This is a genomic window from Zoogloea oleivorans (genome assembly GCF_008107625.1).
GTDB lineage: Bacteria > Pseudomonadota > Gammaproteobacteria > Burkholderiales > Rhodocyclaceae > Zoogloea > Zoogloea oleivorans.
This window is the reverse complement of the sequence record NZ_SDKK01000001.1, coordinates 296169-317871: the sequence shown is the minus strand read 5'-3', so window position 1 is coordinate 317871 and position 21703 is coordinate 296169. Positions and strand designations below refer to the sequence as shown.

20 protein-coding genes are annotated in these 21703 nt (G+C 61.7%); 12 read left to right on the top strand and 8 right to left on the bottom strand.

The annotated features are described in order from the left end of the window. The first annotated feature begins 51 nt into the window (after positions 1 to 51). Positions 52 to 783: an IclR family transcriptional regulator gene (locus tag ETQ85_RS01430; RefSeq protein ID WP_187394546.1), complete on the top strand. Its 732-nt coding sequence runs from the start codon at positions 52 to 54 to the stop codon at positions 781 to 783. Positions 784 to 849: 66 nt separating this feature from the next. Here ETQ85_RS01430 and pbpG read toward each other — a convergent pair whose 3' ends face one another. From pbpG to ETQ85_RS01415, 3 genes are all read right to left on the bottom strand, one after another. Then, positions 850 to 1899, bottom strand: coding sequence for a D-alanyl-D-alanine endopeptidase (pbpG, locus tag ETQ85_RS01425; RefSeq protein WP_148577328.1), 1050 nt, complete (start codon positions 1897 to 1899; stop codon positions 850 to 852). Positions 1900 to 2165: 266 nt separating this feature from the next. Continuing rightward, a complete protein-coding gene (locus ETQ85_RS01420; protein ID WP_148577327.1) occupies positions 2166 to 3308 on the bottom strand; it encodes a patatin-like phospholipase family protein in 1143 nt (380 codons plus the stop codon). Between the two features lie 64 nt (positions 3309 to 3372). Next, positions 3373 to 5640 carry an NADP-dependent malic enzyme gene (locus ETQ85_RS01415; protein ID WP_148577326.1) on the bottom strand — a complete coding sequence of 756 codons (2268 nt, stop codon included), beginning with the start codon at positions 5638 to 5640 and terminating at the stop codon, positions 3373 to 3375. A gap of 289 nt (positions 5641 to 5929) precedes the next feature. Between ETQ85_RS01415 and ETQ85_RS01410 the strand changes: the two genes are divergently transcribed. Next, complete coding sequence (locus ETQ85_RS01410; protein WP_148577325.1) at positions 5930 to 7786, top strand: phosphoenolpyruvate carboxykinase (GTP); 1857 nt, start codon at positions 5930 to 5932, stop codon at positions 7784 to 7786. A gap of 87 nt (positions 7787 to 7873) precedes the next feature. Beyond that, positions 7874 to 9034 (top strand): pyridoxal phosphate-dependent aminotransferase, encoded by a 1161-nt coding sequence (locus ETQ85_RS01405; protein WP_148577324.1) that lies wholly within the window; start codon positions 7874 to 7876, stop codon positions 9032 to 9034. Positions 9035 to 9087: 53 nt separating this feature from the next. On the opposite strand, the gene ETQ85_RS01400 is transcribed toward ETQ85_RS01405, so the two are convergent. Continuing rightward, on the bottom strand, positions 9088 to 9789 hold the full coding sequence (locus ETQ85_RS01400; protein WP_148577323.1) for a lytic transglycosylase domain-containing protein: 702 nt from the start codon (positions 9787 to 9789) through the stop codon (positions 9088 to 9090). 603 nt (positions 9790 to 10392) lie between these two features. On the opposite strand from ETQ85_RS01400, the gene ETQ85_RS01395 reads away from it, so the two are divergent. From ETQ85_RS01395 to ETQ85_RS01385, 3 genes are all read left to right on the top strand, one after another. After that, a complete protein-coding gene (locus ETQ85_RS01395) occupies positions 10393 to 11529 on the top strand; it encodes a glycosyltransferase family 2 protein (RefSeq protein WP_222862016.1) in 1137 nt (378 codons plus the stop codon). After that, entirely contained in the window at positions 11526 to 13538 is a 2013-nt protein-coding gene (locus tag ETQ85_RS01390; protein ID WP_148577321.1) for a hypothetical protein, read from the top strand. Before ETQ85_RS01395 ends, ETQ85_RS01390 begins: the two co-directional genes overlap by 4 nt. 75 nt (positions 13539 to 13613) lie before the next feature. Then, positions 13614 to 14165 carry a class I SAM-dependent methyltransferase gene (locus tag ETQ85_RS01385; protein ID WP_187394542.1) on the top strand — a complete coding sequence of 184 codons (552 nt, stop codon included), beginning with the start codon at positions 13614 to 13616 and terminating at the stop codon, positions 14163 to 14165. Here the strand turns inward: ETQ85_RS01385 and ETQ85_RS01380 are convergent. Next, positions 14144 to 14581 (bottom strand): GtrA family protein, encoded by a 438-nt coding sequence (locus tag ETQ85_RS01380; RefSeq protein ID WP_187394541.1) that lies wholly within the window; start codon positions 14579 to 14581, stop codon positions 14144 to 14146. The two genes, ETQ85_RS01385 and ETQ85_RS01380, sit on opposite strands and share 22 nt — an antisense overlap. A gap of 10 nt (positions 14582 to 14591) precedes the next feature. Between ETQ85_RS01380 and ETQ85_RS01375 the strand changes: the two genes are divergently transcribed. Beyond that, complete coding sequence (locus tag ETQ85_RS01375) at positions 14592 to 15290, top strand: class I SAM-dependent methyltransferase (RefSeq protein WP_187394540.1); 699 nt, start codon at positions 14592 to 14594, stop codon at positions 15288 to 15290. Between the two features lie 9 nt (positions 15291 to 15299). Beyond that, positions 15300 to 16478: a glycosyltransferase family 4 protein gene (locus ETQ85_RS01370; protein WP_148577317.1), complete on the top strand. Its 1179-nt coding sequence runs from the start codon at positions 15300 to 15302 to the stop codon at positions 16476 to 16478. 4 nt (positions 16479 to 16482) lie between these two features. Here the strand turns inward: ETQ85_RS01370 and ampD are convergent, their stop codons facing one another. The 3 genes from ampD to ETQ85_RS01355 all read right to left on the bottom strand — a co-directional run bounded on the left by ampD (position 16483) and on the right by ETQ85_RS01355 (position 18318). Beyond that, positions 16483 to 17136 carry a 1,6-anhydro-N-acetylmuramyl-L-alanine amidase AmpD gene (gene ampD, locus ETQ85_RS01365; protein WP_148577398.1) on the bottom strand — a complete coding sequence of 218 codons (654 nt, stop codon included), beginning with the start codon at positions 17134 to 17136 and terminating at the stop codon, positions 16483 to 16485. Between the two features lie 69 nt (positions 17137 to 17205). Next, positions 17206 to 17631, bottom strand: coding sequence for a pilin (locus ETQ85_RS01360; protein WP_148577316.1), 426 nt, complete (start codon positions 17629 to 17631; stop codon positions 17206 to 17208). 216 nt (positions 17632 to 17847) lie between these two features. Continuing rightward, on the bottom strand, positions 17848 to 18318 hold the full coding sequence (locus tag ETQ85_RS01355; RefSeq protein ID WP_148577315.1) for an RrF2 family transcriptional regulator: 471 nt from the start codon (positions 18316 to 18318) through the stop codon (positions 17848 to 17850). A gap of 139 nt (positions 18319 to 18457) precedes the next feature. Here ETQ85_RS01355 and ETQ85_RS01350 point away from each other — a divergent pair, with 139 nt between their 5' ends. From ETQ85_RS01350 to ETQ85_RS01335, 4 genes are all read left to right on the top strand, one after another. Continuing rightward, entirely contained in the window at positions 18458 to 19132 is a 675-nt protein-coding gene (locus tag ETQ85_RS01350) for a class II aldolase/adducin family protein (RefSeq protein WP_148577314.1), read from the top strand. A gap of 36 nt (positions 19133 to 19168) precedes the next feature. Next, positions 19169 to 19966, top strand: a complete 798-nt coding sequence (locus ETQ85_RS01345; protein WP_246128567.1) for a ferredoxin--NADP reductase — start codon at positions 19169 to 19171, stop codon at positions 19964 to 19966. Between the two features lie 177 nt (positions 19967 to 20143). Next, on the top strand, positions 20144 to 21346 hold the full coding sequence (locus ETQ85_RS01340; RefSeq protein WP_148577313.1) for an ammonium transporter: 1203 nt from the start codon (positions 20144 to 20146) through the stop codon (positions 21344 to 21346). A 5-nt stretch (positions 21347 to 21351) separates the two neighbouring features. Further along, positions 21352 to 21489: a hotdog family protein gene (locus ETQ85_RS01335; RefSeq protein ID WP_246128566.1), complete on the top strand. Its 138-nt coding sequence runs from the start codon at positions 21352 to 21354 to the stop codon at positions 21487 to 21489. Positions 21490 to 21703: the final 214 nt, after the last annotated feature.

The window sequence follows — 21703 nt, the reverse complement described above, 5'->3', positions numbered from 1 at the left end:
TTGTCCACGCAAGAAACACCCGCGAAAAATCCGATCCAGGTCATCGAGCGCATGATGACGCTGCTCAACGTCCTCGCCGAGCATCCCGATCCGGTTCCCCTCAAGCAACTCGCCATCGAAACCGGCCTGCACCCGTCTACGGCTCACCGCATCCTCGGCGCCATGACCAGCAGCGGCTTCGTCGAACGCAATGAAACCGGCATCTACCGCCTCGGCATCCGCCTGCTGGAGCTGGGCAGCCTGGTCAAGTCACGCATCTCCCTGCGGGAAACCGCCATGTCGGCCATGCTCAAGCTCCACGCCACCACCGGCGAAAGCGTGAACCTCGGCATCCGGGCTGGCGACGAAATCGTTTACGTGGAGCGTACTTCCAGCGGACGCTCCGCCGTGCGGGTGGTGCATATCGTCGGCGCCCGCGCCCCGCTGCACACCACCGCCACCGGCAAGCTTTTCCTCGTTGAGGATGGCCCCCAGAAGGTCAAGGACTACGCCAAACGCACCGGGCTGCCAAGCTCAACGCCCACCTCCATCACCACCCTGCAGGGCCTCGAGAAGGAACTCGACAAGGTGCGTCGACATGGCGTGGCTTATGACCTGGATGAAGTCGAAAATGGCGTGCGCTGCATCGCCGCCGGCATCCGTGACGACAGCGGCGAACTGGTGGCCGGCTTGTCCCTGTCCACCCCGTCGGAACGCTTCAATCCCGATTGGGCGCCCCTGATCCGCCAGACTGCAGACGAAATCTCCGCATCCCTCGGTTACATCCCGGCACCGGCCCGTTAGGCCACCGCGACACAGCCGAAAAAAGGGCGCCGCAAGGCGCCCTTTCTACACTCAGGCAGGCATGGATCAGGTCGCCGGACCCCGCATGTTGGCAGCCAGTTTCTGCTGAACCGCCGCACTCTCCAGCCAGCGCTTGACCCGCTGGGCATCGGCCACACGGGTGAAGCGGCCGAAGGAGTCGAGCAGGACGATGATCATCGGCTTGTTGAGCAACCAGGCCTGCATCACCAGGCACTTGCCCGACTCGTTGATGAAGCCGGTCTTCGACACGCCGATCTGCCAATCGGGGCTGCTGACCAGCGCGTTCGTGTTGTTGAACTGGCGCGGGCGACCGTTGAGGGAGACGGTGTAGTTGGCCGTGGTGGAAAACTCGCGGATCAGCGGATAGCGGGACGCCGCCGACACCATTTTGACCAGATCGCGGGCACTGGAGACGTTGGCTGAATTGAGACCGGTGCTGTCCATGAAGCGGGTTTCACGCAGGCCGAGGGAAACCGCCTTGCGGTTCATGGCCGTGACGAAAGCAGGCAGGCCGCCCGGATAGTGGCGCGCCAGGGCAGATGCAGCCCGGTTTTCGGACGACATCAAGGCCAGGCGCAACATGTCTTCGCGGGGCAGCTCGGTACCAACCGGCACATGGGAGCTGCTGCCGCGCAGCGTATCCACATCATCGCTGGCGATGGTGAGAATATCGGTAAGGCTGAGACGCGCATCCAGCACCACCATCGCCGTCATCAGCTTGGTGATGGAGGCGATCGGCAGAACTGCATCGGAGTTTTTCTCGAGCAGCACATTGCCGGTGGCCTGGTCGGCGATCATGAAGGCCGCCGAATGCAGGAGCGGATTGCCTTCGTTGTCCATATCCGGCGCCACCGACGCAAAAGAGGCGCGCTGGACGTGGGACGACGTGGCATGCCGGCCGGGCTTGCGCACACTGGCAACCCGGGAAGCCTTCGACGGGGCCGACTTCGCCACTTTCTCGGACTTGTTCGCGGCCTTGGCGGAATGCGCCTTCTTCGACGACTGACGCTGCGATGCAGCAGAAACGTCGCCGGAAGCCATCGTACCGAGGACAAAAACACTCAGCAGGGCAAGTACGGTATTACGGATTTTCATCGTTTTTCAAACTGAATCGTGAGCCGGAAGAGCGGGCTCTTCCGGAGTAACAAATCTTCGCGACAGATGTGTCTCGCGGGCGGCGTTGCCTCCCGACTGGCCGACGTCCTGCTTCGAGGTCGGTTTCCACGCCGGGAGTGTGTCAGACAGTAACGGCAGACTTCTCATTCAAAATAATGGCTTATTTTAAATTTTTGAAGTTTTTTGTGAATGATTTTTTCCACTTTTCTTTGTAACAGTGCCAGCGACGTCAAACGGACGCCTGTTCAGCCTTCGTCAATCCGCAAAAAGCGGGCCAGCTCGGCCCGGCGACTCATCGCATCGGTGTAGCCGAGCTGCATCAGGGAACGGGTATAGGCACGCTCGAAAAGCAGGTAGGAGAGTAACACCGAGCCATTCTTCCGCATGGCACCAATTCCGCGCAGAACCAGCCTGAGGGAGTTCGGCAGCGCATTGCGGTGGCGGGTCGCCAGATAATCCAGGCGCTGGGACGGAGCAATCACCAGCGTCTCGATGGGTTTCAGGGCAATGCCAGCCTCAAGCCGCTGCTCCGCAGTGAATGCACTCAGGGTGGTGTTGATGCGCTCGAGACGCTCCAGGTCCATCGACAAGCCATCGAGAAAGATGCTCGACATGGCGTGGCCGGCCACCTGGGCCGGTGACGGATAGGTGTCGGAGCGCTGACGGGCCTCCTCTGAACGGCGCCCGCCGGCAATCACCAGAATCCGGTCGGCTCCCAGGTGGATGGCCGGGCTGATCGGCGCCAACTGACGCATGGAGCCGTCGCCGAAATATTCGCGATTGATGCGTACCGCCGGAAAAACAAAGGGAATTGCGCTGGAAGCCAGTAAATGATCCACCTTCAGCTCGGTCCGGATGCCGACACGCTGGGCGCGTCGCCAGGGTTCGAGTGAATCCGCCCCCTGGTAAAAGGCCAGGCTTTCGCCGGAGGTGTAACCGGATGCCGTCACCGAGATCGCATGCAGATGACCATCGGCAATCGAACGGCCGATGGCGCTGAAATCCAGCTGGGCCTCGAGCAACTCGCCCAGCGGCGCATTGTCGAGCAGCGAGCGGGGCGACTGGTTCACCAGCCAGCCGAAGAAAACGGCCGATCCCCAGCGCAACACCGATTCGGCGATCGCGAGAGTATCGGCGCGGTAGACATGGTCGACCCGCAAGTTGCGCCAGATGAAGGCGAGCTTGCGCACCGCCTCGTCGAAATTGGCCGAAAAAACCGCCAGTGCCACCGCATTGACGGCACCGGCGGAAGTCCCGCAAACGATCGGAAACGGATTTTCGGCGCGCTTGCTGCCCCACACATCCCGAATGGCGAGGAGCGCGCCGACCTGATAGGCCGCACGCGCACCACCGCCAGTGAGCACCAGCGCCGCCCTGCCCTCAGCCATACCGTCTCCCGTGATTTATCTCACGAGTGTAACGGCAACATGCGGCCGAGGCCTAGACGCTACCTCAGCGACCGGCTTCGACCACCGTCAGCGCCGTCATGTTGATGATCCGCCGCACCGTTGCCGTTGCCGTCAGGATATGAACCGGCTTGGCCGAACCAAGCAGGATCGGGCCGATGGTCATGCCTTCGCCAGCGGCGGTCTTCAGCAGATTGAAGGCGATGTTGGCCGCGTCGAGGGTCGGGAAGATCAGCAGGTTGGCATCCTCGCTCATCTTGGCGTTGGGGAAGACCTGCTTGCGGATGCCCGCATCCAGGGCCGCATCGCCGTGCATTTCGCCTTCGACGTCGAGTTCGGGATGCTCGGTATGCAGCATCACCAGCGCCTTGCGCATCTTTTCGGCGGTCGGCGAATTGTCGGTGCCAAAGCTCGAATGGGACAACAGCGCGATGCGCGGCTGGATACCGAAACGACGCACTTCATCGGCGGCCAGACGGGTCATTTCAACCACCTGCTCCGGCGTCGGATCGTAATTGACGTAGGTGTCGCACAGGAACACCGTGCGCCCCGGCAGGGACAGCAGGTTCATGGTGTAGAAGTTGCGCACGCCCTTCTGACGACCCAGCACGGTTTCAACGAACTTGAGGTGCAGGCCGTGCATGCCGTAGGTGCCGCAGATCATCCCGTCGGCGTAGCCGAACTTGAGCAGCAGCGAGCCGATCAGCGTGGTGCGGCGACGCACTTCGCGCTTGGCGTAGTCAACCGACACGCCCTTGCGCTCCATCAGCGTGTGGTAATGCGACCACAGCTGGTCGAAGCGCGGATCGGAATCCGGATTGACCATCTCGAAGTCGATTTCCGGACGCAGACGCAGGCCGAAGCGTTCGATGTTGTCCACCACCACTTCCGGACGCCCGATGAGGATCGGCCGGCACAAGCCCTCGTCGACCACGGTTTGCACGGCGCGCAGCACGCGTTCGGCTTCGCCTTCGGCAAAGATGATGCGCTTGGGCGCCTGCTTGGCGGCCTGAAACACCGGCTTCATGACCAGCCCGGACTGCCACACGAAGTTGTTGAGCTGCTGGCGATAGGCCTCGAAATCGGTGATCGGCCGCGTCGCCACGCCCGACTCCATCGCCGCCCGGGCCACTTCCGGCGCAATCTTGACGATCAGGCGCGGATCGAAAGGCTTCGGAATGATGTACTCGGGGCCAAAACCGGAGACGTTCTCGCCATAGGCCGCAGCCACGATGTCGGAAGCCTCGGCGCGCGCCAGCTCGGCGATCGCCTTCACGGCGGCCATCTTCATCTCGTCGGTGATGGTCGTGGCGCCCACGTCCAGCGCACCGCGGAAGATGAAGGGGAAGCACAGGACGTTGTTCACCTGGTTCGGATAATCCGAACGGCCGGTAGCAATCAGCGCATCGCTGCGCACCTTCTTGACCTCTTCCGGGAGAATTTCCGGGGTCGGGTTGGCCAGCGCCATGATCATCGGATTGGGTGCCATCCTGGCGACCATCTCCGGCTTCATCACGCCGCCGGCAGAGAGACCGAGGAACACATCGGCGCCCTCGATCACCTCGCCCAGCGTACGGGCCTCGGTCACCTTGGCGTAACGGTCCTTGATCGGGTCCATCAGCTTGGTGCGGCCCACATAGACCACGCCTTCCAGGTCGGTCACCCAGATGTTCTCGACGGGAATGCCGAGCATCACCAGCAGGTCGAGGCAGGCCAGCGCGGCAGCACCGGCACCGGAAGTCACCAGCTTGACCTTCGACAGATCCTTGCCCAGCAGATGCAGGCCATTGAGGATCGCCGCGCCGACCACGATGGCGGTGCCGTGCTGGTCGTCGTGGAAGACCGGGATCTTCATCCGCTCGCGCAGCTTCTTCTCGATGTAGAAGCACTCGGGCGCCTTGATGTCCTCGAGGTTGATGCCGCCGAAAGTGGGCTCCAGCGCAGCGATCATGTCGATCAGCTTGTCTGCATCGGGTTCGTCGATCTCAAGGTCGAACACGTCGATGCCGGCAAACTTCTTGAACAGCACGGCCTTGCCTTCCATCACCGGCTTGGCGGCCAGCGGGCCGATGTTGCCGAGGCCGAGCACCGCGGTACCGTTGGTAACGACACCAATCAGATTGCTGCGGGAAGTCAGGTTCGCCGCTTCGGCCGGATCTTCGACAATCGCGTCGCAGGCAGCCGCCACACCGGGTGAATAGGCCAGCGACAAATCCTGCTGGTTGGTCAGCGCCTTGGTCGGCGCGATGGAAATCTTCCCCGGCTTGGGATAACGGTGATATTCCAGTGCGGCCAGGCGAATTTGCTCATCCATGCTGTAGTCCCTCTCCATTGTGTTTGTTTGCTGCGACCTTGCCATCATCAGACCAAAACCCCTCACGCTGCCATTCGTGACATCCACAGCATTTCATGCACGATGACTGGATTACGAAGCGGTTCGATCCGTGGCATAATACTAGGCTAGCTCATTTGGGGTTTGTCCCGATTGACACCAATAATACGCGCCGCGCCCAGGTGGCAAAAGACGCGAGTGCCCAGCCGGCAGGACTCCCAAGCCGGCAAGAATGAAACAACGCATCCGTAACGTCCTGGAGAATCGTCAGATGTCTCAAAGCATTGCCGAAGCCGCCATCGCAGCCGCCCCCGAATACGTCAAAAACCAGAAGCTCAAGCAATGGGTTGGCGAGATCGCAGCACTCACCGAACCTGAGCGCGTCGTCTGGTGTGATGGCTCGCAAGAAGAATACGACCGCCTGTGCGCCGAGATGGTCGACGCCGGAATGCTGGTCAAGCTGAACCCGGAAAAACGCAAGAACTCCTTCCTCGCCTGCTCCGACCCTTCCGATGTGGCGCGTGTTGAAGATCGCACCTACATCTGTTCGGTCAACAAGGACGATGCCGGCCCGACCAACAACTGGGAAGAGCCGGCCAAGATGCGCCAGACCCTGAACGGTCTGTTCAAGGGTTGCATGCACGGGCGCACGATGTACGTGATTCCGTTCTCCATGGGTCCGCTCGGCTCTCCCATCGCCCACATCGGCGTGGAAATCTCCGACAGCCCGTACGTCGTCACCAACATGCGCATCATGACCCGCATGGGCAAGGCCGTGTTTGAAGTGCTCGGCGCCGACGGCGAGTTCGTGCCCTGCGTGCACACGGTCGGCGCACCGCTTGGCCACGGCGAGAAAGATTCGCGCTGGCCCTGCAACCCGACCACCAAGTACATTGTTCATTATCCCGAGACCCGCGAAATCTGGTCTTACGGCTCCGGCTACGGCGGCAACGCCCTGCTCGGCAAGAAGTGCTTCGCCCTGCGCATTGCCTCCAACATGGCCCGCGATGAAGGCTGGCTGGCCGAACACATGCTGATCCTCGGCGTGGAAAGCCCCACCGGCGAGAAAACCTACGTCGCCGCCGCCTTCCCGTCCGCCTGCGGCAAGACCAACTTCGCGATGCTGATTCCGCCGAAGTCCTTCGACGGCTGGAAGATCTCCACCGTCGGCGACGACATCGCCTGGATCAAGCCCCGCAAGGAAGCCGACGGCACCACCCGTTTCTACGCCATCAACCCGGAAGCCGGCTTCTTCGGCGTCGCACCGGGCACCTCCGAGAAGACCAACTTCAACGCGTTGGCCACCCTCAAGGAAAACATCATCTTCACCAACGTCGCGCTGACCGACGATGGCGATGTGTGGTGGGAAGGCATGACCAAGGAAGCCCCGGCTCACCTGATCGACTGGCAAGGCAAGGACTGGACGCCGGAGCTGGCCAAGGAAACCGGCCGCAAGGCTGCGCATCCGAACTCCCGCTTCACCGCCCCGGCCAGCCAGTGCCCGTCCATCGACCCGAACTGGGAAGATCCGGCTGGCGTGCCGATTTCCGCCTTCATCTTCGGCGGCCGTCGTGCCACCACCGTGCCGCTGGTGTACCAGGCTTTCAACTGGAACTACGGCGTCTACATGGCTGCCACCCTCGGTTCCGAAACCACTGCCGCCGCCTTTGGCGCCCAGGGCGTGGTCCGTCGCGATCCGTTCGCCATGCTGCCGTTCTGCGGCTATCACATGGGTGACTACTTCAACCACTGGCTGAAGATGGGTCACACGGTCGACCAGGCTCCCGGCATCTTCTGCGTGAACTGGTTCCGCATGGACCAGGATGGCAACTTCATGTGGCCCGGCTTCGGCGAGAACATGCGCGTCCTGAAGTGGGTTGTCGACCGTGTCCGTGGCCGCGTCCACGCCACCGAGAACGCCCTCGGGTGGATGCCCCAGTACGAAGACATCGACTGGACCGGCTCCGACGTCACCAAGGAAGAATTCAACGCCTTGGTCAAGATCGACGCCGAAGCCTGGAAGACCGAGCTGGCCGGCCACAAGGAGTGGTTCGACAAGCTGCAGGATCGCCTCCCCAAGCAGTTCATGCTCAAGCGCGAACTGTTCGAACTGGCCCTGTCGGTGTAATTTCACAGCCGCCGCGAGGCTGCTCTGAAACCGCAAAAAAGCGTCGAGCAATCGGCGCTTTTTTGTTTTGCAGAAGAAAGTACAGGTATGACCCGCATCGCCCGCCGCATGGCCGACATCCAGCCCTTCCACGTGATGGAAATCCTCAAGCGCGCTCACGAACTGGCGGCCGCGGGTCGGGACATCATCCACCTCGAAGTGGGCGAGCCGGATTTCCCCAGCCCCCCACCCATCGTCGAGGCGGCCCAGCGCTTTCTGGCCGGCGGACACGTCCATTACACCCCGGCACTCGGCCTCACCGCCCTGCGCGAAGCGATTTCCCGCTTCTACCAGGATCGTTTTGGCGCCGATGTGTCGCCGGAACGCATCATCGTCACGCCCGGCGCCTCGGGCGCACTGATGCTGGCCCTGGCAGTGCTCACCGATCCGGGCGACGAATGGCTGCTGCCCGATCCGGGCTACCCGTCCAACCGCCATCTGGTACGCAGCTTCGAAGGCGTGGCCAAGGCGCTCCCCGTGGATGCCTCCAGCCGCTTCCAGCCGACCCCGGCGCACGTGGAAGCGGCATGGACGCCGCGCACCCGGGGCCTGATGGTCGCCTCACCGGCGAACCCGACCGGCACCCTGCTGAGCCAGGACGAAATCATCGCATTGCAACAAACGGTCAGCGCCCGAGACGGCGTGCTGATCGTCGACGAGATCTATCAGGGCCTCAACTACGGCATCGAGGCGAGCAGCGCGCTGAGCCGGCTGGATGACGTGTTTGTGGTAAACAGTTTTTCCAAGTATTTCGGCATGACCGGCTGGCGCCTGGGCTGGATGGTCGTTCCGCACGCCTATGTGCGCGAGATCGAAAAGCTCGCCCAGCACTTCTTCATCTCGCCATCGACCCCGGCCCAGCACGCGGCACTCGCGGCCTTCGCACCGGGAACCCTGGAAATTCTCGAAGCCCGCCGCCACGCCTTCGCCAACCGGCGCAACGCACTGCTGCCAGCCCTGCGCGAACTGGGCTTTCGCTTCGCAACGGAACCACAGGGCGCCTTCTACCTGTACGCCGACATCTCCGGGCTGGCCGACAGCAGCGAAAGCCTGGCAAAACGGCTCATCGAAGAAGCCGGCGTCGCCACCACGCCCGGCCTCGACTTCGGCGATAACGCCCCCGAACGCCACCTGCGCATCGCCTACACAACCGACGAAGCGAGGCTAGTCGAAGCCGCAGAACGGATTCGCAAGGTACTGAAAAATTAAGGGGGAAGAACAAAAGGTGACGCCAGCTGAACAGCCAGCGTCACGGACAAGCCTCAGACGCCGACGAATCGGCTGCCGCTGCGGGCAGCCTGGCTCAACTGGGCTTTCACAGCCATAACCTTGTTGGCGTAGGGTGCCGAGGGATCGCTGGAACCGTTGAACTTCTGCAGAGCCATTTCGATCGAGCCGGTGCTCTTGATGTATTCCTTGAGCACAAGGGCTCCAACACGGATGTTGGTATCGGGATCGAACATTGCCCCCTTGTCAGACTTCACATCAATCTTGTCGGGATGCCATTTTGGAATCACCTGCATCAGTCCCTGGGCACCCATCGGGCTCTCGGCAAAGGGATTGAAACGGGACTCGATGGCCATCACCGCCACCAGCAGCAAGGGGTCCACACCCACACTGCGCCCGGTTTGCTGGGCTGCCGCCAGGAGCGGCTCAAGCGCCACTGCGGAAACCTGGTAACGCTTGGCTACGTATGTCTTGACCCGCTGGAGATCGGGGCTCAACTGGGATGACGGATTCTCCGCCACCTGGATTACGTCTACTTCCGGCTCATCAATGACCGCGCTGGCGGACGATTCACCGGTCAAACTACCGAGGGACAAGCCTTGTACGCCGTGATTGGCAATACGTGATGCAACAAAGAGAGTAACGATAAGGCCAGCGACGAGAAGACCGCCGTGGGCGAAGTGAAGCATGAATGAAGCCGCGTGACGTGCGTACTTCGCGATACGAGTTGCGAACATGGGCTCTCCTTTCTGTGGCCACAATCCATCGAACGCGCGCGCAGGTCTGCCTCACAAAGCAATGAGACAAGCATCCGGTTGTATCACCCGACAGCCCAAAAACAACAGGGCGGAGTTCAACTCATCAGCCAGTGAAACGGCCAACGGCATTCAAAAGACTAGGTCGCCAGGGGTTGGATCCAAACACGCTGACGCAACCAGACAGCGTGCCAAAAAAAGCATCAAAACCAGACCTTGAGATGGTCAGTAACCAGGAGTGAGAATCCCGATCATGCAGCGGTTTCGACACCGACGTGTAACAAAAAAATTGCGTGCTGCATTGCACACAGACTGCATTCTATTGATTCGACTCACTTTTGTCAAGTCGGCGGGATTGACACCCCTTTCCAAACGATGCCTTGGGCATGTTTTTGACTCGGAGCACGAAGTCCCTGTAGGCTCACACCCCCGCGCCTGATTGGCGAATCCAGGCTGCCGGCCGGTGTGGCAGGAAGTGTTCCAGCCAGCCATTTTTCCTTCGACAACGCAATGATCAACGACTCGACTGCTTCTCCTGAAAAAGCCCCCTTCCTCCCCTCCGACGGGTGCGAATTAAGCGTTCTGATGCCCTGCCTCAACGAATCGGCGACCCTGGGCATCTGCATCGCCAAGGCGCAGGCCAGCCTGGCCAGGCTCGGCGTGTCGGGTGAAGTCCTGATTGCCGACAACGGCTCCACGGACGGCTCGCAGGCCATTGCGCAAGCGGCTGGAGCGCGGGTGATCAATGTACCGGTGCGCGGCTACGGTGCCGCCTTGCGGGCAGGCATCGACGCCGCCCGCGGACGCTTCATCATCATGGCCGATGCCGACGACAGCTACGCCTTCGATGCCATCGATCCCTTCCATGCGGCCCTGAAGCAAGGCCACGAGCTGGTCATGGGCAACCGCTTCCTCGGCGGCATCGCCCCGGGCGCCATGCCGCCCCTCCATCGCTACCTCGGCAATCCGGTCCTGAGCTTCATCGGGCGCCTGTTCTTCCGCATTCCGGTGCGTGATTTCCACTGCGGCCTGCGAGGCTTCAACACGGCAGCCATCCGCGCCCTGAAACTGCAAACCACAGGCATGGAGTTCGCCAGCGAAATGGTCATCAAGGCATCGATGGCGCAATTGAAGATCTGCGAGATTCCGACCACCCTCAAGCCAGACGGCCGCAACCGGCCACCCCACCTGCGCAGTTGGCGGGACGGATGGCGCCACCTGCGCTTCATGCTGCTGCTGTCGCCGCGCTGGCTGTTCTTCTACCCGGGCCTGCTGCTGTTCATCAGCGGCCTGCTCGGCAGCCTGTGGATCCTGCCGGAGACGCGCATCGTGGGCGGCGTGGGTTTCGACATTCACTCCCTCCTGTACGCCTCGGCAGCCAGCGTCGTAGGCATGCAGATGGTGCTGTTCGGCATCCTGGCCCGGTGCACCGGCAGTTGCCTGGGTCTGCTCCCCCACTCACCGCTCACGCGCTGGCTGATCGCCAAATTCAGGCTGGAGCTCGGGCTGCTGGTCGCCGTGTTCATCGTCATCTGCGCCCTTGGCCTGGCCTGGCAAACGCTGGCTGGCTGGGAAACCGGTGGCTTTGCTGCGCTCAATCCGAGCGCCACCATGCGCCGTGCCATTCCGGCCGCCGCACTCGGGATCAGCGGCATGGAACTACTCATCGCCAGTTTCTGGCTGACATTCCTTCAATTCACACTGGACCGCCGTACTCAATGAGCACCCAGCACGACGCCAACGCGAACACACCAGCAGGCCCGGGTTTCCACCTCGCCTGCTGCCTGACATACACCCTGCTGTGCCTTGGCTGGAGTATCTGGGCGGGCCGGGATCAAAGCTGGGACCAGCTCAACTACCACCTCTACGTTGCCCAGGCCTGGTGGCAGAACCGCCTGCCGGAAGAACTGTTTGCCGCCAGCTCGCAGGGATACCTCAACCCCCTGGCGCACCTGCCCTTTTTTGCGGCGTACAGCACGGGCTGGCACAGCATCCTGATCACCGTTACGGTTGCTGCGCTGCACAGCATCAATCTGTGGCTGCTGCACTTCATTGCCGTCGAACTCACGCCACCAACAAACCGGCTGCGCCGCCTGATGGTCTTTTGTGGCGTGCTGCTTGGCGGGCTGACCCCCGCATTCCTGATCGAAGTGGGCAGCAGCTTTACCGACGTGATCGTGAGCATTCCGTCCCTCGGCGCATTGCTGAGCCTGCTTTACTGGCTGCGTGACTTCAATCCCCGCTCATCAAGACACACCTGGCGCCTGCTGTACCTTGCAGGGCTGCTGGCGGGAGTCTCCATGGGACTCAAACCCTCTGCCCTCGTTTTCTGCGGCGCCTTGGCGCTTGCCGCAACGCTGGTGGCCGGGTCTCGCGGCTGGAGCGTACTGTGGAGAACCGCCGCCAGCGGATTCGCCGGCCTTGCCATCACAGGTGGCCCCCACGCATTCATGCTGTGGAAAAATTTCGGCAACCCAGTTTTCCCCCTCTTCAACAGCCTGTTCGCCTCCCCCTGGTTTCCTGCCGAAAGCGTCGTCTCCGATCGTTTTAGGCCCGAATCCCTGATGGTCGCATTGCGCTACCCGCTCGACCTTGCCAATGCATTCCAGCGCCCAGGATTCGAAGGCATCGCCGTGGATGTACGCCCGCTCTGGCTGATCGGCGCGCTACTCCTCGTCACGGTGCTGAGCCGATTCCGTAAAAAAGAAGGCAGGACCCAGCACGGCGCGAACCCGGCGGCAGCGAAACTGTTCTGGCTGACCCTGCTCATTTTCATGCCGGCGTGGCTATACACGAGCGGAAACACCCGCTACGCCATACAGGGGCTTCTCCTCCTGGGACCGGGGCTCGCCTGGACCGCCCTGCGCATCCCCGGCCGCAGCGACATTTGGCCCTTGCTGGTCATCCTGCTGCCACTGACTGCCCAAGGAACCGTCAGCCTCACCCTCAACGCCGTCCGACATGAGAAACGGGACTGGACGGAATCCTGGTTTGACCTGGAGATGCCGGACAAGCTGCGAACACAACCCGCTTACTATATTTCCCTTCAACTCCAGTCATTTTCCAGCCTGAGCGCGGAGCTGGCTCCCGCATCCCGCTTCATCAACGTGATCGGGCAAAACACGCTGAATCCGGCCGGACTGGTCTGGACCACGGTACGCCAGCGTCACCAGCACAGCGGGCTGCCATGGCGTACGCTGTATCTGGTCCCGATCCTTGCCGAGTCAGGTGGCGTCCCGCTCTCCAGCCTTGATGTGCAGGATGCCCTGCTGTCGGAATACGGCTTGCAGACACAAAGGAACGACTGCCAGTGGCTTGTGCTTGACGGCAAGGGCAGACCTCCCCTGCACTGGCAGCAGACGACCCCGAGTGACACCTACACCCTTGAGATGCCGCGTAGCGTAATCATCAGCTGTGCCGTGACGGATGCCCCGCCCATGCCTGCCGAGGAGGCCGCCCGCCGCAAGAACATCGATGAAAGGATGGCCTGGTGGACAAGGCATTGTCCTGCCTACTTTGCCCCTGCAGAAGCGTGGAGCGAGCAAATGCCGAGACAACGACGCCGCTTTTTCGCCAGCACGGAAACCCTTCTCCTAGAATCCGGAGGTCAGCTGATCACCGCCAAGCCTGGCGTCGGCGGCAATGTCACGGTTCTGGAGGATGCACAGCAACGACATCTGCAGGAAAACTGCCCTGAGATGCCCCCCAGGGGCCGGACGCAGATACCTTGATCGAAACAACCTGAATTCGCTCAAACAACACAAGCCAAACCGATCATGAACCCTTACCGACAGCGCATATGGTCAATGCTCAAGCCCATCCTCGAAGCACAGGGTCCTTTGGACAAGGTGCTCGACTTCGGGTGCGGCGACGGCTGGTTCGCCAGCCAGGTGCTCGCCCACATGCAGGTCCGGGAACTGGTGCCGCTTGATGTCAAACGACGCGAGCATGTTTTTGTGGAGCCTTTGATCTGCACGCCCGACGCGCCACTCCCCTTCCCAGACGAAACTTTCGACTTGGCCTACTCCGTCGACGTGCTGCATCACTGCGCGGACCCGTTCAGGCAACTGGATGAGCTGACCCGCGTCTCCAGGCGTTACCTGCTCCTCAAGGATCACAACTATTCCAGCGCAACGGGTCGCCTCGCCCTCGCGGTACTGGACGAGCTGGGCAACCGAAAGTTCGGAATCCCCTCCCCCTACAATTACCAGCATGCCTGGAGCTGGACGGACCATCTGGCCCGCCGCGGATGGGTCCAGAAAATATTCATTCACCCAGCCCCCTGCCACGTTGGCCCCCTTGGCCTGCTGACCAATTCGCTGCAGTACGTGGCTCTCTATGAACGGGAGCCGGGCTGATCATTACCCGCAAAACTCCATCCCCGATGGGCGATGAAATTGAACGCGGTCAAGACCACGGCAATGCCGGCACTCGCCAGCAGGTAATGAACACCCGCCCCACTCACCAGTAAGGCCATCAAGCCAAGACTGGCGAGAAAACTGGAAAGGTTGACGGCAAGATAGCGCGTGTATTCCGCAAACCAGGCCGTCGAGGTAGAGGCAAAGGTCCATTGCCGGTTCAAAGCCCAGCCGAGCGTGTTGGCGATGACGATGGAAATCAGCATTGACACCAGGTAATGCAGACCGGCCAGCTCGGTACCGACGTAGAGCACCAGGAGGTTGGTCAGGAAACACGCCCCCCCCACCGCCAGAAAACGCCACCATCGCCTGTCTTGAAAAAACATCACATAAAAGCCCGAAAACAGAAAACCCATGCACCCCAGAATGAACCCGCCCATTTGGCGCCACGATGCCTACACCCTGAGGAAGCTGGCGACAGCCCTCCAGGGCATCGTCAATAAGCTCGTTTCGGGGGGCTTGCTCACGGCAACGGGCACGGTTGTCGACTTCGGGGCTGGTGACACCCCCTACCGACCACTGTTCGCGCCTCACTGCGGAAAGTACCTGGCCTGCGACCTGACAGCCGGGCCGCAGATCGACATTGTATTCAAGCCGGGCGAAGCGCTCGATCTTGCTGCCGCATCGGCCGATTGCGTCGTCTCCTTCCAGGTGCTCGAGCACGTCTGGGATATCGATGCCTATCTGGCAGAATGCCGCCGCGTTCTTGCCCGGGACGGACGCCTCGTGCTATCCACCCACGGCACCTGGCTGTATCACCCTCACCCCACCGACTACCGCCGCTGGACCCGCGACGGCTTGTGCAAGGAACTGGAAGAACGCGGCTTCGAGGTGCTTGACGTGCACCCCATCGTCGGCCCGCTGGCCTGGACGACCCAGTTCCGCACCCTCGCCTATCACCATGTCCTGTCGCACCTGGGCCCACTCGGACGACTTTGCGGAGCAGGCTTGTGCGCACTGATGTATGGCCGCATGCTGCTCGAAGACCTCATTACCCCCAAGGCTCTTCGCGAGACCAACTCGGCCATCTACATGCTGGTGGCCCGCCCCCGCCACACCGACTAGCCCCCATTCATGTCCAGCCAGCCAGCCACCGTCAAACCGCGTCTGCTTGTCGTTACCCATTACTTTCCCGCGCACCGGGGTGGCGTGGAAATCGTTGCCGGCGAACTGGCCTCCCGACTCAACAAGCACTTCGCGCTGCGCTGGCTCGCCGCAGACTGCGACCCGGCGCCGTCCCTGCCGAATGCACGCATCGACGGGCAAAAGGCCTGGAACGGCCTGGAGCGCTTCGGGCTTCCCTGGCCGCTGTGGGGCTGGCGCGGATGGAAAACCCTGTATGGCGCCGTGGGCGAGGCCGACATCATCCACCTCCACGACTTCATTTACCCGGCAAACATTGTGGCGTTCTGCCTCGCCCGTCTTCGGCGCAAGCCGGTCGTCATCACCCAGCACATCGGCGACATCGACTACCGCAACCCGGTCCTCAGGGCCGTGCTGAAAGGCGTCAACCGAAGCTTCGGACGCCTCATTCTGGGCCGTGCCAGCCAGGTGGTCTTCATCAGCCCGCGGGTGAAGGAGATCTTCCGGAGCTTTACCGCCTTCCGCTCGGGCCCCGTTTACTGGCCGAACGGCGTGAATACGCAGATTTATACGCCCCTTGCTCCCCCCGAACGCCTTGCTCGCCGGGCCGGCCTGGGGATTTCGGCCGACCAGCCGGTGGTTCTGTTCGTCGGACGCTTCGTCGAGAAGAAGGGACTGGCCTTTATCCGCCAACTGGCGGCCCTACGCCCGGACTGGCAGTGGTGGTGCGCCGGCTGGGGACCCGACGGCCCGTGCCATCCAGACACCTGGGAGCTCCCGCAAGTGCGTGTCTGGAAAGGGCAGCATGGAGAAAGCCTGGCCGAACTCTACCGAATGGCCGACGTGCTCGTTTTGCCCAGCTACGGCGAGGGCTTTCCATTGGTCGTCCAGGAATCACTGGCCTGTGGCACCCCCACCGTCATCTCGGAAGAAACCGCCGCTGGCGCGCCGGCGTTTCCACGAGCGATCCGGGCAGTCCCCTACTCCCCCGCCACCACACAACCCGAAGAATGGCTAACGGCGCTGCAGGACATGCTCACCGCCAGCGACATGGCGGAAATCCGTACGGACGCAGCCGTCTTTGCTCGCAAAAAATGGGACTGGGATCACCTCACCTCCCAGTACGTAGCCCTGTTTTCCCACCTGCACAAGGAAAGTGTGCCGCGCTAGATGCCTAGCCCGGCCTGGCGGTAACGGGAAACGGCCAGCGCATGAGGTCCACCGACGCGGCGTCTCCGCCGCCAGCCACACCCCTCAGCAGCCCGGCGATTCTCTCCGGGGCGTCGATCCCTGCGAGCACATCCCGCAGGAAGCACCAGTCGAAAAACGGCCCCGGATCGGTCTTGCGCCCCGGAGCCACATCCGAATGTCCGACCACATCGGCAATCGGAAAACGCTCGCCCAAATCCACCAGCAATTCGGCCAGCACCTGATACTGAACAGGCTCAAAGGGCAACGTGTCGCAGCCTTCAAGTTCGACACCAATGGAAAAGTCGTTGCAGCGTTCCCGCCCTTTCCAGGTTGATGCACCCGCGTGCCAGGCACGCGCCTCGGGCGGAACAAACTGGATCAACTCACCAGTGCGCCGGATGAAGAAATGGGCGGAGACCCGCAGATGCTGGATCTGCGCGTAGAACGGATCTTCGGATGGGTCGAGACAGTTCAGGAACAGTTGCCTGACGCCCGGACCGCCGAAGCGATCCGGGGGCAGGCTGATCGCGTGAACGACGACAAGCGACACGGCCTCATCGAGAGGACGGCTGTCGCAGTTGGGCGAGACTTCGACTCGGCAATTTTTCATGAATCCTAGGGCCTGCTTTTTACGCATGCGGCCTTCAAATGCAACAAGACCGCCGCAGCGGTCTTGTTGTTTCAACAAATCAAACTAACGAAACAGTTATTCCTTCTTGCACCAACCCTTATCTACACAACTACCAGAGTTCTTCCACGTGATGTTGGTGCCATTGACATCAAGCGTCGGGGTCAGGATAGAGATGACACCATCAGCCGCTGAAGTCGCGGTACCTTTAATAATGCCATTGGTTGTCACCAAAGTGGCCACGTTGGTGGTAGCGGCAGGTGCAGACGGTACGCCAAGCAGTCCGTTACTGCAACCAGTGAGCGGCGTCGTCGGGTTGGTCGGATTGTCCGCCGCACACACAGCCACAGCCTGCTTGTAGGTATCGCTCAGGGTCAGCACTTCGCTGAAACGGGCCTTCTTGGTGTAATCCTGATACTGGGGAACAGCGACCGCGGCCAGAATGCCGATGATCGCGACGACGATCATAAGTTCGATCAGTGTAAAACCGGCTTGCTTCTTCATGATGAGAACCTCCACTTGCTTGGTTGAATTCAGTCAGGGTTTTGCGACCCGTCCGGTTTCTTACAGGCAATTGACGTGCCAAAAATACATAAAAATGACTTTCTCCTTTTGAATCAGGCGACTCGTCGTGTCTCGTGAAAAAAGTCACACTTTTCAACAGGCATTTCCTCATCAAAAGTGACGCTTTTCGTCACGCCACCTGCCGAAATGCGTCAGTCATAGCTTGGCGTCAGGGCCGGTATCATCAGTTTGCGTGCCGCGTCGAGGCATGAACAGCATCTGGCGCTGGGTCGGGCCGAGTATCTGCGCAAGGGACACCCGATCAAGGCTGGCGAAGAAGGCTTCAAGGGCCTCGGCCAGCACACCCTTGAGCTGGCAACTGGCAGTCAGCAGGCAACGGCTGTCCTCGTTGAAGCACTCCACCAGCGCCAGGTCCGTCTCCATTTTGCGGATGACATCGCCGACTGAAATATCCGGCGCAGGGCGGGCCAGACGCAAGCCACCGCCCTTGCCGCGAAGCCCTTCGACGAAGCCATTGCGGATGAGCTGGTTCACCACTTTCATGAGGTGCGCCCGCGACACCTGGAAACGCTCGGAAATCTCCTGGATTGTCGCCAGGCGATGGTCGTTGGAGGCCAGAAAAATCAGGACGCGCAGGGCGTAATCCGTGTGCTGGGTGATGTGCATGGCGGACGGGACGGGAAATCGACTTGACCCCGCCAGTATAAGGGACACTCCATAAAGATGCATTTTTGTTGACTCTTTTAAAGATGCTTTTTATATTCAGCTTCAAGAACCCGACAAAACACCCACCAGAAAGAGCGCCATGACCCTGCCAGCCCCAGCCCCGCACGAACATCCGACCCTCGCCGAAGCCAGCGCAGTGATGCGCAAGGCCTATGAACAAGGCTGGATCAGCACCCGCGACGGCAACATCTCGGTGGCCATGAGCGACCGGCGCGGCTTTCTCGTCTCGGCCAGCGGAGTCGTCAAGCACAGCCTGGTGCCGACCCAGTTCGTCTTCGTGCCCAACGGCGAAACCGGCGCACCATCGGCCGACGCCTACCCGCCTCCGTCGGGCGAACTGGAACTGCACCGGCGCATCCAGGCAACGGTCGGCAGCGGCCCGCTCACCGTGCTGCATCTCCACCCCACCCACACGGTGGCCGCCCTGTATGCAGGGCACCGGCTGGCTGAGCTGTGCGCCAATTTTCCGGAGGTGACCCGCTACACCCGCGTCGGCGCCGACGTGCCGGCCCTGCCTGCCACCAGCGAGGAACTCGCAATTGCCTGCGAAGCGGCGTTCCGCCCCGCCCTCGGCCCGATGCCGCACATCGTCGGTCTGGATCGTCACGGCGTGGTCGCTGTCGGCCGCAACCCGTGGGAAGCCTTCGAGCACGTGGAACGGCTGGAACACATCTGCCGCATCGTTCTGAGCGCCGGTCTCCCCAGCCCTCGGATGTCAGACTTCAGCCCGACGACACGTACGGAACCAGCCTAGTCGGACTGCAGTCCGACCTACAGAAACGCGGGTGGGATGACCCAAAGGGAAACGATCATGGACGAAACCGGCGACAAAGTGCGTACCAGCCGCATTCTATGGATGCACCGCTGGAGCCCCCGGCTGCTGTCCTTCCGGCTGACCCGGGCGCCGGGCTTCCGCTTCGTGCCGGGCCAGTTCGCCCGCCTCGGCCTGACCAAGGCCAATGGTGCGCCGGTGTGGCGCGCGTACTCGATGGCCTCGGCGAACTGGGAGGATTACCTGGAGTTCTACTCGATCGTGGTACCCGACGGCGCCTTCACGTCGCGCCTGGAACAACTGGCCGTTGGCGACGAGGTCATGATCGAAAGCCAGCCCTTCGGCTTCTTCACCACCAACCGCTTCGCCGACGGCCGCGACCTGTGGCTGCTGGGCACCGGCACCGGCCTCGCTCCTTATATGGCGATCCTGCAGGACGAAAGTACCTGGCAGCGTTTCGAACGCCTGATCCTTGTGCACTGCGCCCGCAATGGCGAAGACCTGGCCTACCGGCATGAGATCGCCGCACTGCGCACGCATCCCCTGTGGGGCGAGCATGGCCACAAGCTGATCTACCAGCCGGTGGCCACCCGGGAGAGCCTGCCGGGCGCGCTCCAGGCGCGCATACCCGAACTCCTGCGGGATGGCACGCTGGAATCCCGGGTGGGCATCCCGCTCACCCTGGAGAACTCGCGAATCATGATTTGCGGCAGCCCCGAGATGGTGCATGACACCCACAAAGCCCTGATGGCGCGGGGCTTTAGCCTCAGCAGACTGGCGGCCCCCGCCCAGATTGCAGTCGAAAATGCCTGGTAAGCGACCCGCGAACGCTTAAAATGCGCCTTTGTTTGGTGCGCAAATCCACAAAGCGCACGTTACAGGTGCATTAAAACCTGGCATTTGATTTACAAACCCTTCATCCGGCAGGTTTTTTCCGCAAAACAGACTGGCACGGCACCTGCTTGGTGCTCCCCTTCGATTCTGGAGCCCAAAATGGAGCAATCAAGTAACGCCAGTAATGTTGTCTTTGTGCTGTTAGGCGCCATCATGGTGCTCGCGATGCATGCAGGCTTCGCCTTTCTCGAACTCGGCACGGTCCGCAAGAAGAACCAGGTCAATGCGCTGGTCAAAATCCTGACCGACTTTGGCGTCTCCGCCCTCGCCTATTTCTTCATCGGCTACACCATCGCCTACGGAGTCAACTTCTTCGCCAGCGCCGAAGTGCTGGCCCAGAAGAGCGGCTACGAGATGGTCAAGTTCTTCTTCCTGCTGACCTTCGCGGCAGCCATCCCGGCAATCATTTCCGGCGGCATTGCCGAACGCGCCAAGTTCCACCCGCAAAGCATCGCCACCTTCGTGCTGGTGGGCTTTGTTTACCCCTTCTTCGAAGGCATCGTATGGAACGACAACCTGGGCATCCAGCCGTGGATCGAAGCGGCCTTTGGTGCCAAGTTCCATGACTTTGCCGGCTCGGTGGTGGTGCATGCGGTCGGCGGCTGGATCGCCCTGCCCGCCGTGCTGCTCCTCGGTGCCCGCCGCGGACGCTACACCAAGGACGGCAACGTCGCCGCCCATCCGCCCTCCAACATTCCGTTTCTGGCCCTCGGCGCGTGGATCCTCACCGTCGGCTGGTTCGGCTTCAACGTGATGTCGGCGCAAACCCTCGACAAGGTCAGCGGCCTGGTCGCCCTCAACTCGCTGATGGCGATGGTCGGTGGCACCCTGGCGGCAATGGTCCTCGGCAAGAACGACCCCGGCTTCATCCACAACGGCCCGCTGGCCGGCCTGGTGGCCGTTTGTGCCGGCTCCGACCTGATGCACCCAATCGGCGCCCTGGCCACTGGCCTGATCGCCGGCGGCATGTTCGTAAGCCTGTTCACCATCACCCAGAACCGCTGGAAAATCGACGATGTGCTCGGCGTATGGCCTCTGCACGGCCTGTGCGGCGCATGGGGCGGGCTGGCAGCGGGCATCTTCGGCACGCAGGCGCTGGGCGGCATGGGCGGCGTGAGCTTCATGGCACAGGTGATCGGCACGCTCGGCGGCATCGTCATCGCGTTGGCCGGAGGCGCCATCGTCTATGGCACCCTGAAAGCCTTCGTCGGCATCCGCCTCGACCCCGAAGAGGAATACGACGGCGCTGACCTGACGATCCACAAAATCACCGCCACGCCGGACCGGGAAACCCACTGGTAAGCAATTTGAACCTGCTGGCACTGGCCGACAGCGAAAAATTCATCGCCCGCGGCCAGGTCATCCGCCCCGGCCGCACGCTGATTGTCACCAGCGCCGAAGTATTTGCGGTAAAGGACGGCCGGGAAACCCTCTGTGCGGTGTAGCCGCAAACGTTCATGGTGATGCACGGCAAGGGCGAAATAGCCGGGCCTTGCTTGACGCGGCACACCGTCTCGGACAATTGTCAGCGCCGAATCGCGAGAAACCGGTTTGATTGAAACGCCGGCATGAATCGTCACCTTGATCGACCGGTAGTTTCTGAGCGAGCGACGGTTTATCGGCCTTTGCGGACGTTGATGCTGGCACGTCTCAAGGGCC

Bases quoted from the DNA above. Each gene is read 5' to 3' on its own strand.
- ETQ85_RS01430 (WP_187394546.1), top strand. From the start codon at position 52: ATGATGACGCTGCTCAACGTCCTCGCCGAGCATCCCGATCCGGTTCCC.
- pbpG (WP_148577328.1), bottom strand. From the start codon at position 1,899: ATGAAAATCCGTAATACCGTACTTGCCCTGCTGAGTGTTTTTGTCCTC.
- ETQ85_RS01420 (WP_148577327.1), bottom strand. From the start codon at position 3,308: ATGGCTGAGGGCAGGGCGGCGCTGGTGCTCACTGGCGGTGGTGCGCGT.
- ETQ85_RS01415 (WP_148577326.1), bottom strand. From the start codon at position 5,640: ATGGATGAGCAAATTCGCCTGGCCGCACTGGAATATCACCGTTATCCC.
- ETQ85_RS01410 (WP_148577325.1), top strand. From the start codon at position 5,930: ATGTCTCAAAGCATTGCCGAAGCCGCCATCGCAGCCGCCCCCGAATAC.
- ETQ85_RS01405 (WP_148577324.1), top strand. From the start codon at position 7,874: ATGACCCGCATCGCCCGCCGCATGGCCGACATCCAGCCCTTCCACGTG.
- ETQ85_RS01400 (WP_148577323.1), bottom strand. From the start codon at position 9,789: ATGTTCGCAACTCGTATCGCGAAGTACGCACGTCACGCGGCTTCATTC.
- ETQ85_RS01395 (WP_222862016.1), top strand. From the start codon at position 10,393: ATGCCCTGCCTCAACGAATCGGCGACCCTGGGCATCTGCATCGCCAAG.
- ETQ85_RS01390 (WP_148577321.1), top strand. From the start codon at position 11,526: ATGAGCACCCAGCACGACGCCAACGCGAACACACCAGCAGGCCCGGGT.
- ETQ85_RS01385 (WP_187394542.1), top strand. From the start codon at position 13,614: ATGCTCAAGCCCATCCTCGAAGCACAGGGTCCTTTGGACAAGGTGCTC.
- ETQ85_RS01380 (WP_187394541.1), bottom strand. From the start codon at position 14,581: ATGGGTTTTCTGTTTTCGGGCTTTTATGTGATGTTTTTTCAAGACAGG.
- ETQ85_RS01375 (WP_187394540.1), top strand. From the start codon at position 14,592: ATGAACCCGCCCATTTGGCGCCACGATGCCTACACCCTGAGGAAGCTG.
- ETQ85_RS01370 (WP_148577317.1), top strand. From the start codon at position 15,300: ATGTCCAGCCAGCCAGCCACCGTCAAACCGCGTCTGCTTGTCGTTACC.
- ampD (WP_148577398.1), bottom strand. From the start codon at position 17,136: ATGCGTAAAAAGCAGGCCCTAGGATTCATGAAAAATTGCCGAGTCGAA.
- ETQ85_RS01360 (WP_148577316.1), bottom strand. From the start codon at position 17,631: ATGAAGAAGCAAGCCGGTTTTACACTGATCGAACTTATGATCGTCGTC.
- ETQ85_RS01355 (WP_148577315.1), bottom strand. From the start codon at position 18,318: ATGCACATCACCCAGCACACGGATTACGCCCTGCGCGTCCTGATTTTT.
- ETQ85_RS01350 (WP_148577314.1), top strand. From the start codon at position 18,458: ATGACCCTGCCAGCCCCAGCCCCGCACGAACATCCGACCCTCGCCGAA.
- ETQ85_RS01345 (WP_246128567.1), top strand. From the start codon at position 19,169: ATGACCCAAAGGGAAACGATCATGGACGAAACCGGCGACAAAGTGCGT.
- ETQ85_RS01340 (WP_148577313.1), top strand. From the start codon at position 20,144: ATGGAGCAATCAAGTAACGCCAGTAATGTTGTCTTTGTGCTGTTAGGC.